The sequence below is a fragment of the Methylobacterium nodulans ORS 2060 genome, assembly GCF_000022085.1.
Taxonomy (GTDB): Bacteria; Pseudomonadota; Alphaproteobacteria; order Rhizobiales; family Beijerinckiaceae; genus Methylobacterium; species Methylobacterium nodulans.
Genome location: NC_011892.1, coordinates 150,278 through 162,491, shown reverse-complemented (window position 1 = coordinate 162,491; position 12,214 = coordinate 150,278). Strand labels below are relative to the sequence as shown.

The following is a 12,214-nucleotide window of genomic DNA, read 5'->3' as shown; positions in this document are numbered from 1 at the left end:
GCATGAGACGAGTTAGCCCTGAGCAGCTGGGCCATGCCGGCGTCGTCCCAGGCCGCGGTCTTGCGCCGGCCGGCTGGCCGTGAGCGAGGCGTCGGCGCGCCGCCGATCAAGGGCGACGCGGCGCAGGAGCGCGAGGTGGCGCGCCGCACAGCGCTCGCGCACGCGGCTGCGCTCCTCGCCGAAGCTCACCTCCAAGACCCAGGGCTCGCCGGTCGCGAGGGCCCCGTGGCGCCGGATCGCCTGGGCCAGCACCTCGGACGGCGCGGTCGAGCTGCCGAGGGAGTGGCGGACCTGCGCCGGCACGCTGTCGGTGCCATTCCCGCCGCGGAGGGTCTCGGTCGCGAGCACCGTCGTCAGCCCCGGCCAGGTGCGCAGCGTGGCCAAGCAGCTCACGTCCCGACAGGCGAAGACGCGCCGGCGTACCAGACGACCAGGGGTGTCGTCGCACGCGTCGGAACAGGGCCGCCGGACGGCCCCGCGGGCGAAGGCGTGCGCGGCACACCAGGCCCGGACCTCGTTCGTGGACCTTGCCCTGATTGGCCTTGAGCGTCAGCAGGTAGGCGGCCCCGCGTGCCAGAATCTGGCTGGCCACCTCGCGCCGACACGAGCGCGCGTCCAGGCCCGGCAGCCGTCAAGCTGCAGCCCCTCCAGCACGGCCGCGGGCTCACCGCCTTTCTGGTCCACGGCGCGCTGGGCCAGCACCAGCCCGCGTCCGGTCGCGTCGGCGCTGACCAGGTGCAAGGGCGAGCGGCCGCGGTCGAAGGACCGACGGATCACCTTGCCATCCACGGCGACCTGTTCAGGTCCGGCGGCTGCACTGTCCGCATCGGACCGGAACGCTCCTCGCCCCCAGGCCAGGCAGCCGCGCTCGAACCCGTCCGGGTCGATCAGCATGACCACGCGGCGAACCGTGTCGTGCGAGGGGATGCCGCCGGGCAGCTCCAGGACGCCGCGCAGCCACGCCTCCGTGCAGCGGCCGGAGAGAGCGCTGTCCTCGAACGGCTCGGCCTCGGCCCCGAGCGCAGACCGCGATCACCAGGATGTCCCCCAGCCGGTGCTCGATCTTGCCGGGGCGGCGTGGATCCTCCCGCGTCGCGAACGGCTCGACCAAGCCCTCGATCATGGCGCGCCTCCTGCCGGAAGCGCGCCATCTGACGCCATCACCGCCAGCGCCGGGCGCCCGTCAGAGTTCATGCGGTTGCCCTGCATGCCACCCGTCTCAGACCTTCGGCAGACGCTCACCGATGGATCGGAGTTGGTCGGGAGCGGACCGGCGGCTTCTGATTTGCCGAGCGGCGCCTCAGAAAAGGCCGCTTCGATCGCCTGGTGCGTCTCGCCTGCGGTCACCGCGCCTTTCAGCCAAGTCCGCAGGGGAGACAAGCCGGCTCCAACCGACGTTATCAGGCGACGCCGAGCTTCCCGCGCTCCCCTTCACGAGGCGTCGAGCGCTCCTCAGGCCTCAGAAACGGGCTTGTCGCAAACTCGGGCTCGGGCCGCAGAAGGGGCTCGGCTACCCCGCTTTCACGCTTTGTTCGCGACGGGAAGTCCGAAGCAGTGGGCGAGCAGCTGGTTCTGCTCCCGCACGGTCCAGGCCCCCGCAAACCCGAAGCCCTTGCGCAGCCACCGCATGGCTTTGACGCCCTGGATCGTGCGCCGGGCCGTGCGGACGGAGCGGAACCCGCCCCCCGCGGCATCGGCCGCTTCACCCGGAAGGGGTCGCTCGCGATCCCTTGCTGCAGGGGCTTGCTGACGTGGTGGATGGGCGTGCGCGGCAGCAGGCCCGCCTTGCGGCTCTCGGCGATCGCCGGCGGGTAAGGACCAGCGCCATCCGTGCCGATCCGGTCGGGGGCGCGCAGCGGCTCCTTCTGCAGCATCGTGCGGAAGAAGCGCTTGGCGGCATCGCGGTCGCGGTTGGCCGTGAGCAGGAAGTCGACCGCCTCACCGGGCTTGTCGATGGCCCGGTCCAGGGAGCGCCACTGCCCCCGGATGCGGATGTCCGTTTCGTCGACGCGCACCGAGCCGCAGTGCGGCTTGCGGAACCGGCGCAGACGACGCTCGATGGCCTGCCGACGGCCGCCGCGAGCGGCCACGCGCCGGCGGTGGAGGTGATGCGGCGACTGACCTTCGACATCCCAGAAGCCTTGCACCGGCGAATCCGGATCTACTGCGCGGAGAACGATCAGCGAATGGCCGATGTAATCCGCGACCTGCTCGAGGAGCGCTTCCCGGCTTGGTGATCTACATACCTGGCGCGATGAGGAGCGAAGCCATGTCGAAGGAACCGGAAGAGGCGTTCCCGCTGGGCGAGACTGCACGAGACCGAGACGTCGCCCTCGCGCGTGGTGCGCTCGGCTTGATCCCCGTGGTCGGCTCCGTGATCGGCGAGCTCGTCACGATGACGATCCCGAACCAGCGGGCAGAGAGGCTCGAAACCTACGCTCGGCATCTCGGCGAGCGCCTTCAGGCGCTCGAGCCCGATGCACTCCGTAAGACATTCGAGAACCCGGAGAACGTCGACCTCTTCGAGGATGGTGCCTTCCAGTCGGCCCGTGCGCTCTCGGATGAGCGTCGGGAGCGGATCGCTCGGATCGTCGCGCGAGGCTTGACTAGCGACGAGCGTGGCCGGACAGAAGCAAAACGTATACTTCGTCTTCTCAGCTCAGTAGAGGATGACCATCTAATTATTTTAGCTAGCCTTGGAAAAAAGCTAGCCTTGGAAAAAGATTTTCAGATGACGAGTTCAATGATTTTAGAGCGCTGCACGTAAATATATTGTATCCAGAATATGCTTATATGACAAAAAACGGCGTTGATTGGCGCAAATACGCCATGTTTACACTTCTCAGAAAGGAACTAATGACACTCGGACTTTTGAAGAGTAGTGAATCTATGTTAGATAGACCGATGAACGACACTCGAGATCCGGCGGAAGGATCGTTGGACATCACAGAGCTTGGCCGGATGCTCCTCGACTATGTTGGTATACAGCCCATCGAAGCCGAAGAAGCGGACGAGTAGCTTTCAGGCCCGCCTGAGCCAGCCGAAGAAGCCGCGCCGCTCCGGCGGCGCCGGCGTCGCCAGGCGCTCAGCCTGAGCGGCCCAGCGGTCCCGCTCCGCCTTCAGGTCCTCGATACGGCGGTTGCTGGCCTCCTGGACCTCTTCGACACGGCGAGCTCCGGCCTCCTGCGCCTCCTCGGCGCGCTTCCTCTCGATCTCGAGGAGGACGGTCAGGACCTCGACCTGTGCCGCGCGGACCCGCTCCGCCTCGAGCGCCGCCCGGGCCTCGTCGAGGTCTGTCCTGGTCCGCTCGAGGTCCTCCTCGAGGCGCGCAACCTGTTCGCGGAGGATGGCGACGACGGTCAGGGTGTCCGCACTCTCGACCGCACTGTCGACCGATCGGGCATCCGCACGCTCGACCGGCTGCCCGTCCGCATCATCGACCGGTGGGTCGACCGGTCGGGCGTTCGGTCGGGGCTTACGCGGCTTCTCGAGAACCTCGAGCGGGATGGCGATCTTCGCCTTCCCGTCATTGCCGACGATCCGCTTCCACCGCTTGCGGACGCAGATCGCCCGCGCAGCGGCCGCAGAGCGGCCGATCGCCTCGCCGAACTCGGCATAGGTCATCATCTGGTGATCGGACACCGTGCACCCCTCCCGTTGATCGGGCGTGCGAAAGGGAGCGCGGTCGGGCGACCGCTCAGCTGTGCGAACGGTCGCCGGTGATTCGGTAACGAGGTCCTAACGCAATCGGAAAATTGCGAAGCTGGTCGGATCCGGCTATGATGAAGATCCTTACGGAGGGATGGCAGAGCGGTCGATTGCGCTCCGCTGAAAACGGAGTGGGCCTCGTCAGAGGCTTCGCGGGTTCGAATCCCGCTCCCTATTCTAGGAGCCCGCTCCGGCCGATGGGCCGTCGAGCGGGCTCCGTCGTTTCGAGAGCCGCTTCGCGGGCGCCCGCCGGACGGCGGCTCGATCATCAGGATCAGCAACGGAGGGCAGGGCGCGGCGGAGCTCGACAACCGCGTCGAGGCCGCCTGTGTCTCCGCCGACGAAGCAATCCTGGGCGGCCTTCGCGAGCACCTGGCGGAGCCGGTCTGCGACCTCGGGATCCTCGGCGGCAGCGGTCTGCGTCAGGACGCCGAGGACCTGGACCAGGACGCCCTCGGCGCCGCTCAGATTGCCCGTCTCTGCCATGCCGTTCCCCCCTCGAGCCGTCCTCGCGCAGCAAGGCTGACTCGCGCGGTCGCGTCGAGTGCCGTCGGCGAGTGAGGGGCCGCTCCGCCGTGATGCCGCCGGGTCGGCCTCTTAGGCCCGACCCGGCTCGTCTCAGCCTAGACTGGCGGATCGTACGACGGCGGCCGGGTGAAAATCACGGTGCCGTCCTCAGCCGTGGCGGTCGCCGGCAGGAGGCACTTCGCCAGACGGCCGGCTGTGATCTCGAAGAGCGGCTGAAGGTCTCGCGCGTGGCCCTTCCGGCCCGGCGGAGCGATCACGTTGAGCGCCTTCCGTGGGAAGTGCTGTCGGACGGTCCGGAGAGCCGGAGCGAGGTCCGAGTCGGCGCTGATGATGAGCGCGCGATCGTACCCGTCGAGGAAGGCGTCGGTTGTGATCTGCACGGCGATCGCGACGTCGGTCTCCTTTTCCTCGTGGACGTCCCCCTGGGCGCCGCAGCGCTTGCACTCACGCTGCTTCGTCTTGAAGTGCCCGATGACGCAATTCACCCCGGCGTGACGGAGCGCCTTCACGTACACCTGATGGCGCTTCATCGGTCCCGGCTTCCAAGTCGGGTAGGCGGTGAAGAAGTTGACCTCGATCAGGGTCTCACCGGTGCCGCAGATGCTTTGCGCCAACTGCCATAGGTCGAGCCACTTCAGGTGCGGTTTCTGGAGATCGTCAATCGCGTGGTAGAGGTTGAACCCGTCGACGTAAGCGATGACGCGGCGCATTCCGTAGGCCCTGAAAAGCGAAAAGGCCGCAACCCCGGAGGGCTACGGCCTGTCCACCGCGACAAGCACGGTGGGAGTGCATGGGGGTTACATGCCCGTTCGACCGTCCGTCGGCAAGGGGGGCGATCGGAAATTTTCGATCCTGGAGAGCCCCTATTGGGCGACCTCGCAGGTCCCGGTGATCATCATCGACAGGCGGAACACGAGGAAGGTGACGCTTGGCCGGCGCTCCCATCCGGTAACACGGATGAAGTCGGTCGACGCTCCACTAAGCGACGATCGAGGCGTCGCGACGAAGTCGTTCGAGGAGCCACCCTTCTGAGTGACGAGCCACTCCTCGAGCTTGCCACTGCTCCACCGGATGGAGCCTGTGTCCGTGTCGACGAAGAAGCTTCGATAATAGCCGAGCCAGAAGTCACGGTTGGTTCGACCAACCGTGCCGTCCTCCTCAGCCGCGACGACGTCCCGGCCGGTGCAGCGGTACAGCTTCCCGGCCGCGGCCGGGGAGGCGACGACGAGCGCGGCCGCCAGGCCGATGATGGCGCCCTTCATGGTCAAGCCGCCAGCCGGACCGGCTCGATCGGCGCCTCGAGCGCCGCCAGGCGTGCGCGCACCCGCCGGACGCCGGCGGCCGTCCAGCGGCCGCGGCCGGTCGCGGTCGGGATCTCCTCCGCGTCCAGGGCCGCCGCGAGCTCGCGAAGCAAGAGACGGCCGTCCGGATCCAGCCGGCCGAGGACGGGAGCCAAGTTCGCTGCGAAGGCGTCCGCCTTCGCGTTCCGGGCGGCGTTCGCGATCGCGATCTCCCGCGCGGTCCCGGCGCGGCCGCGGAAGCCCCCCAGCTTGACCCCCCGCGCCTTGGCGGCCGCCAGGGCTGCCTTCGTCCGGGCGGAGATGAGCGTTGCCTCCTCCTCCGCAACCAGCGCCATGATGCCGACGGTCAGCCGGTTCGCGGACGGCATGTCGCACGCCACGAAGTCGACGCCGGCCTTGTGGAGGCCGAGCAGGAAGTGCGCGTCCCGAGCCAGGCGGTCGAGCTTCGCGACGACGAGCGTCGCGCGGTGTGCGCGGCCGAGCTCCGGCCGATCGGCTCGACGACCGCTTTCCACCTCGACGAGCTCGGCGACGATCCGGCCGCCTGCCGCGTGCGCGGCGACGGCCGCGCGCTGGGCTTCGAGACCGAGGCCGCTCCGTCCCTGGCGGCCCGTGGAGACGCGGAGATAGGACACGTAACGGTTCATGCGGAACGTCCAATCATAGCGGGTCGCGAGGAGCGTCCGACGTTGCCCGAGCACGACACGAGCCGGAACACGGGGCCCGACGTGATGCCGGCGGCGTCGAGCCATTCCTGGACCAGGGCAACCGGCCGCACGAACCCAGGGCAAACGCATGAGACGAGTTACCCCCTGAGCAGCCAAGATTGCCCTTGGGGCAGCATGGATCCTCCGGCGTCGCGAACTGCTCGACCAAGCCCGCGATCATGGCGCGCCTCCTGCCGGAAGCACGCCATCTTACGCCATCACCGCCAGCGCCGGGCGCCCGTCAGAGTTCATGCGTTTGCCCTGGCACGAACCAGCGGTCTGTAGTAAACGCCATACCGTACCCATCCCAACTTAATTCCACCTGCGATAGGCGTGCCTCTCGCCCACCGCCGCCGCGCCCGAAAGCCCCGAGCGCCACTCCGAAGCTCGCGCATCACATCGGCAGTCAGGACACAGCCTCAACGCGACACGCATGTCTGTTTGGGTATGCCCCGGGCGAGACGGTGGCGTGAGACACCGAATGTGGCCCGGCGCCGAACACGGGCCGGCCCCTCAGCAGCCCACCGGCCCTCATCTAGACCCAAGCGAGACACGCGACCTGCGCTCCGTTCGCAGGTCGGTATGTAAAGAAAACGACGGTTTTCCAGCCACTTAAACCTGTAATGATTGCGTGTCAGGAAATCATAATCGGGCGCCAGCGGTCTCCCGCACGCCTGTCACACCTGCGTCGCTCGCATAAGGGCGGCCCATGGAGCCCGCCTAACTCCCGCCTTCTCGCAATTCGTGAGTTTTGATGGGCGCTCGTAGGTACGTGACAGGCATCACCGATTACGCGGGCGTCCTCGTGGTAAGCCATTCCGGAGAAGGGGCTCAAGTATTCAGGACGACCTTCGCACGAACTTCAGCCGCGGCGACATGACCACTTTATCCTGTCGGCTCAGGTCCTGTTGCATCCACTTTGCCGCTTGGAAATAATGCTTGAAGGTCTCTTGGAAACTTGCCTCATCGAAAAATCCGACAAGATCCCACTGATCTTGATCCGAGAACGGGACGGCAAAGACATAGATGTAACATCCGAGCCTAAACTCGCCGACGATGTGCGGGAGATGCGGGTGCGAATGCCTCCGGGTGTAGATTGTGATCTGCGCTGATGGATTGAGCGGTAGAGGGATAACGGAGGAAGCCACCTTCGGTAACGGGCGCTCGGAATGCGTGCCGTGACGCACCCACTCGATCGTCTCTTTCAAGTGGGGCAGCTCTTCTTCGTCGACCACCGAGACGACCATCTTTACGAGCGCACGATAGACTGATGAGGGGGTGAGTGGAGCCCCCCTACCGAGGTTTACCACGAATGTGTCAGATGCGTCCTTGATGACAGATTTTGATTGTATATTCACCCTCTCGCCGTCGTGGAGGAGGATGTCTTCGCCAAAACGGAGCTTCGGCCTTCCATCGTTTTTGCCTCTGCCTTGCGTGCCTAGGAAAACGCGTTGCAGGTCGAGCATTGCAATAAGTGAGGGCTCTGTTTCGCATCCAAAGTAACCATTACACTCATCGCACTCCTCGGCCGACTTGAGGTGATCATTTCCTAACGCTGTCGGGATGACATGCGCCGCCTTCTTGAAGGTCGCACCGCCCGCAGCCGTGCGGCCACAAAAGCGGCACGTCCGGGGATCACGCTCCGCACCGATGAGCGTGCGCTGATCGGTGCGTGGTGATGATATATTATACCGCTCAAGCAATAGTCCGAAGAGATCATCGATCCGTTCATCCGCGGATTGATCTTCGGGATGGTTGAGGCTATGCAAATAGCGTTCAAGACGAAGTTTTTCTACGGTTGTAGCTGGGTATTCGGGGAGAAGAAGAAAGTACTCGTTATCTCCCAGCGAGCTGATGATCTTCTTCAGTTTATTCAAAGGAGGTACAGCGGAGCCGTGCTGCTGGATTAGTGCGTCGATAGCTGCTTTGAGTGTGGGGCTAGCGGTTTGCACCGGCTCCAACTCAACGCCATCACCTTCGGCAGAACCGAACGTCGCTATAATCTGCTGGACGGCTGCAGCTCCATCCAACGCATATCGAAACCGCATTTCCGTCACACCGGCCTGCGTCATGATATGCAGCGAGAGCTCGCTGAAGATCGTCGGCCCAGCGGGGGTGAACTGCACGCCAGCACTCTCGAAAGCGCGGCGGATAGCGATGAGATTATTGGGGATCGGCGTACGCAATCCTTTCTCGAAATCGGCGATGGTCGACACGCTAACGTCGGCAACCTTCGCGAGTTCGGCTTGCGACCACTGGATCAGCGCTCGGGCGGCTCGTACATCTTGTGGTGTAAGGCCAAGTTCGTTCATGGCGCGACTCGGATGTCATGGATTTTCGCTGACCTTACATGAAATCCGTGGTTTGGGAAGCGGCCTGTGAGAGCACCCTTGGCCGGTGCCATCGATGAGGCAGTCTCATGTCTTTGATGCTGTGAGGAAAACGACCGGATACTGTTGGCGAATTCGGCCGCTATGCAGCGAGAGCCTCGAAGCGTGAGGTGCGCGTGGGGGCCAGCGGGCGGTGCGAGAACCAAGCGGCGAGACGATCAAGATTGAGAGCGGCCGCCGTCGCCACGCTCTGCAGGGTCATCTTCGCCAGTCCGCGATAGCGCGCTCGGCGCAAGCCGAAGCTCCGCACGCCCTGCGCGATCGTCGCCTCAATGCCTTGTCGCTGCCCGTAGAGCTGCCGGCCCTCCTCGCTCTCCTGCCGCATCCGCGCGGCCGCCAGCGCCTCGTGCTCCGCACGCGGATGCAGGCTGAGCCGGCGGCTCCCCGCCCGGGTGCACCGCGGCTTGGCTGGACACACGCGGCAGACGGCGGGGCTGAAGCCTGCGCGTATGAACGCGCGTCCGCTCACCTTGTCCCTGTACGTGCCCCAACTCGTACTCTCGCGGCCCTCGGGGCAGCACACGCGACAGCGCTCCCAGTCGACCGCGAAGTCCGTGACGTGGAACGCCCCCTCCTCACGCGTCTGCCAACTCTGGTTCGACCGCGCGGGGCCGATCAGGGCGATGCCGTGCCGCTCGTGCGCCGCGACCAGATGCTCGGCGCTGATATAGGCCGCGTCGACCAGGTGCTCGGAGGGGATCAGATCCAGGCCCGCCAGGGCGGCATGGATCACGCCGGTGCGCATCGCCTCATGCACATTGGCCGGAGTGGTGTCGGCGTGAACGACCAACCGAGGCAGGTCGGGGTCGCAGGTCTCGGTCAGGTGGACCATGTAGCCGGTCCACTCCGTTCCAGACTTGGCCCGGAACCGCGCCTCGACGTCGTAGGGCGACTCGACCCGGTCGCCGGGCCCGCGTCCCTGCACCGGGCGCAGCCGGACGCTGGTGCCGGCGGGTGGACTTCCGTCCCCTGCGCGCTCGAAGTGCCGCGCCCATACCCGGCGCAGCACGGCCACGGCAGGCAAGGCGACAGCGAGTGGCGGCGCGCTCGCGCCATCCAGCGCGTCGAGCAGGCGGTAGCCGTCCGCCCCGACCTGCAGCACGTAGGCCTCGCGCTTGGGGCCGGTCTCCGGCAGTCGCGCATCCTCGATGCGGCGATCGTAGCGCTCGTGCCAGTCGGGCGGGGCGACACGGCGCAGCCAGTCGGGGGCGAGGGCCGCGACCGCGTTGAGAGCCGCCCGCAGCGTCTCGGCCAACAGCTCGACCCGGTTGAGGTCGCGCACCGCGGCGAGCACGTGGGTGCTGTCGGTGCGCTGGCGCCCGCGCGCCTTGAGCACGCCCTGGTCGCGCGCGGCATCGAGGATGCGGGCCAGCAGCCGCCCGGTGGCCTCGTGCTGCAGCAGCCGACCGCGGAACTCGCACAGGACGCTGTAGTCGAAGCCGGGATCGGCCAGATCAAGTCCCAGCAGGTACTTCCAGTCAATCCGCGCCCGGACCGCCTCGGCGGCTTGGCGATCGCTCATGCTCTCCCGAAACTGCAAGAGCGTGACCAGGGCCAAGCGCCAGGGCGCGTAGGCGGGCTGGCCGCGTGCGGGATAGAGGTCGGCGAACGCGGCATCAGCGAAGATTGTGCCGAGCCGCGTGCGCAGGAGCAGGTAGGGGTTGCCGCGCCGGAACGCGGTTTGGGCCACCCGGGCGGTGTCCTCAGGGACCGGTGGGAGTGGGTGGTGCGGCCGGAGCGACATGAGCGACCTCCGAGCGGGACGGTCAGCCTACACCCAGCACCCCCCGGAATTCGCCAACAGTGTCCGACCGTTTTCCTGACAGTATTGGAGCCGCCTTCGCTGACGCGCTTGACGCGAGAGCGCCACGCGCCGGCGGATGTCAGGAAACCCTGTAGGGAAAACAACTGTCAGGAATACGCGAACCTGGCACTATCCTGACATGCTCGTCGGCTACGCCCGCGTCTCCACCCAGGACCGGAACCTCGACCTCCAGCGGGACGCGCTGACCAAGGCCGGCTGCGAACGCATCTTTGAAGAAAAGAAGTCCGGCAAGACGGGCGCCAAGCGCCCGAAGTTCGATGCGGCCCTGGCCTTCCTGCGTCCCGACGACGTGCTCACGGTCTGGAAACTCGATCGGCTCGGGCGCTCGCTGGTGGAGATTGTCCTCCCAGCTCTCGGCGCAGGCGATCACTGCGCACACTGCGATCACAAGGATGTCGATGAGCAGGTGGTCGCACCGGCTGGTCTCGCGTGGATCCTCAAGCGCCGTGAAGCAGACCGCCTAACCTTCGATCATGCCGCCCGTCCCCCGTTGCACCGAACGGGAAACAGCCAGCGCGGGCCTCAATCACAGCCCAACCCGAGTTCATGCGGGAACCCTGGCTCGGAGCGCACGGTAGACGCTCGTGCGCGAGATCCCGAGCTGGCGAGCAATGGCCGTCGGGCCCGTCCCGGCCGCATGGCGCCGGCGGATCTCCGCGTCGGGCACGGTCTTCGCCCTCCCCTTCCCCGCATAGACGCCAGCCGCCTTCGCCGCCTCGATCCCAGCCCGCTGCCGCTCCAGGATGAACTTGCGCTCCATCTCCGCCGCCATGCCCAGCACGGTCACCACGATCCGGCCGACCTCGCCGCCCGTCGTCAGCTCCGGATCGAGGATGCGCAGCGAGGCGCCCTTCTGGTCGAGATCATGGACGAGGTTCAGCACGTGGGCCTGCGGGGCTGAAGAAGGGCCGCGGCCGGCCGCGCAAGGCTGCGGCCTCAGAGTAGGGCCGAGAGGTCGGCAAGGCTTCGTCAAGGTTCCTGGCCTGGACGTTCACCGCGCTTCTTAGCTGACGGTTCAAGATTGCCCTGCATGCTGCCTTCATGACTTCGGGGCTGGGAGGCAGAACCCGAGGCGGCCGGGCAACGACCCGGATCAACAGAGGCCGACGTGGAGATGGCCTCGTCCGCCCGGCAGAAGCCGGCGGCGGGGCCATCTTCGTCTATCGTTCATCTCATGCTGTTACAGCATCCATGCGGGTCGAAGGCGATGCCCGGTCGCCGGCAGCGCGAGGGAGGAGCCACCATGGTCGCCAAGAACACGATCTGCCTCTGGTACGACAAAGACGCCGAGGCTGCCGCCCGCTTCTACGTCGAGACTTTCCCAGAGAGCGCGATGGGGGCCGTCCACCGGGCGCCGGCCGACTACCCGTCGGGAAAGGCAGGCGACGTGCTGACGGTCGAGTTCACGGTGGCTGGCATCCCGTGCATCGGCCTGAACGGCGGGCCCGTCTTCCAGCACAACGAGGCCTTCTCGTTCCAGATCGCCACGGACGACCAAGCGGAGACGGATCGTCTGTGGAACGCGATCATCGGCAACGGCGGACAGGAAAGCGCCTGCGGCTGGTGCAAGGATCGCTGGGGCATCTCGTGGCAGATCACGCCGCGCGTGCTCACCGCCGCGATGGCGGCCGGCGGCGAGGCGGCGAAACGCGCCTTCACGGCCATGATGACCATGCGCAAGATCGACGTCGCGGCGATCGAGGCGGCCCGGCGCGGATGACGATGCGTCGGCTGCGCTCCTCGCCCGACCTCGTG

General features: G+C 66.5%; 10 protein-coding genes, 1 tRNA gene and 4 pseudogenes. 4 read left to right on the top strand and 11 right to left on the bottom strand.

Translation table 11 applies throughout. The annotated features are described in order from the left end of the window. Positions 1–12: 12 nt before the first annotated feature. The 3 genes and pseudogenes from MNOD_RS50850 to MNOD_RS44785 form a co-directional block, all read right to left on the bottom strand. A complete protein-coding gene (locus tag MNOD_RS50850; protein WP_015934087.1) occupies positions 13–384 on the bottom strand; it encodes a DDE transposase family protein in 372 nt (123 codons plus the stop codon). Positions 385–549: 165 nt separating this feature from the next. Beyond that, positions 550–960, bottom strand: a pseudogene (locus tag MNOD_RS50845) (ISAs1 family transposase); the annotation flags it as partial. A gap of 561 nt (positions 961–1,521) precedes the next feature. Then, positions 1,522–2,063: pseudogene (locus MNOD_RS44785) on the bottom strand (IS6 family transposase); the annotation flags it as partial. A 206-nt stretch (positions 2,064–2,269) separates the two neighbouring features. Between MNOD_RS44785 and MNOD_RS37060 the strand changes: the two are divergent. Then, positions 2,270–2,767, top strand: coding sequence for a hypothetical protein (locus MNOD_RS37060; RefSeq protein ID WP_015934085.1), 498 nt, complete (start codon positions 2,270–2,272; stop codon positions 2,765–2,767). A gap of 254 nt (positions 2,768–3,021) precedes the next feature. Here MNOD_RS37060 and MNOD_RS37055 read toward each other — a convergent pair whose 3' ends face one another. After that, positions 3,022–3,642 (bottom strand): hypothetical protein, encoded by a 621-nt coding sequence (locus MNOD_RS37055; protein ID WP_015934084.1) that lies wholly within the window; start codon positions 3,640–3,642, stop codon positions 3,022–3,024. A 154-nt stretch (positions 3,643–3,796) separates the two neighbouring features. Here MNOD_RS37055 and MNOD_RS37050 point away from each other — a divergent pair. Further along, positions 3,797–3,885 (top strand) — tRNA-Phe (locus MNOD_RS37050). Here the strand turns inward: MNOD_RS37050 and MNOD_RS37045 are convergent. The 6 genes from MNOD_RS37045 to MNOD_RS37020 all read right to left on the bottom strand — a co-directional run bounded on the left by MNOD_RS37045 (position 3,886) and on the right by MNOD_RS37020 (position 10,378). Further along, positions 3,886–4,194, bottom strand: a complete 309-nt coding sequence (locus MNOD_RS37045) for a hypothetical protein (protein WP_015934083.1) — start codon at positions 4,192–4,194, stop codon at positions 3,886–3,888. Between the two features lie 137 nt (positions 4,195–4,331). Further along, complete coding sequence (locus MNOD_RS37040; protein WP_015934082.1) at positions 4,332–4,946, bottom strand: NYN domain-containing protein; 615 nt, start codon at positions 4,944–4,946, stop codon at positions 4,332–4,334. Positions 4,947–5,099: 153 nt separating this feature from the next. Next, positions 5,100–5,498, bottom strand: a complete 399-nt coding sequence (locus tag MNOD_RS37035; RefSeq protein ID WP_015934081.1) for a hypothetical protein — start codon at positions 5,496–5,498, stop codon at positions 5,100–5,102. Positions 5,499–5,500: 2 nt separating this feature from the next. Continuing rightward, entirely contained in the window at positions 5,501–6,184 is a 684-nt protein-coding gene (locus MNOD_RS37030) for a recombinase family protein (protein WP_015934080.1), read from the bottom strand. Positions 6,185–7,083: 899 nt separating this feature from the next. Continuing rightward, positions 7,084–8,556 (bottom strand): helix-turn-helix domain-containing protein, encoded by a 1,473-nt coding sequence (locus tag MNOD_RS44780; RefSeq protein WP_015934079.1) that lies wholly within the window; start codon positions 8,554–8,556, stop codon positions 7,084–7,086. Positions 8,557–8,716: 160 nt separating this feature from the next. After that, complete coding sequence (locus MNOD_RS37020; RefSeq protein WP_012631283.1) at positions 8,717–10,378, bottom strand: IS1182-like element ISMno10 family transposase; 1,662 nt, start codon at positions 10,376–10,378, stop codon at positions 8,717–8,719. 199 nt (positions 10,379–10,577) lie between these two features. Here MNOD_RS37020 and MNOD_RS47520 point away from each other — a divergent pair. Continuing rightward, positions 10,578–10,802: pseudogene (locus MNOD_RS47520) on the top strand (recombinase family protein); the annotation flags it as partial. A 201-nt stretch (positions 10,803–11,003) separates the two neighbouring features. Here the strand turns inward: MNOD_RS47520 and MNOD_RS37010 are convergent. Next, a pseudogene (locus MNOD_RS37010) lies at positions 11,004–11,342 on the bottom strand (recombinase family protein); the annotation flags it as partial. A 360-nt stretch (positions 11,343–11,702) separates the two neighbouring features. On the opposite strand from MNOD_RS37010, the gene MNOD_RS37005 reads away from it, so the two are divergent. Continuing rightward, complete coding sequence (locus MNOD_RS37005; protein ID WP_015934078.1) at positions 11,703–12,179, top strand: VOC family protein; 477 nt, start codon at positions 11,703–11,705, stop codon at positions 12,177–12,179. Positions 12,180–12,214 lie beyond the last annotated feature (35 nt).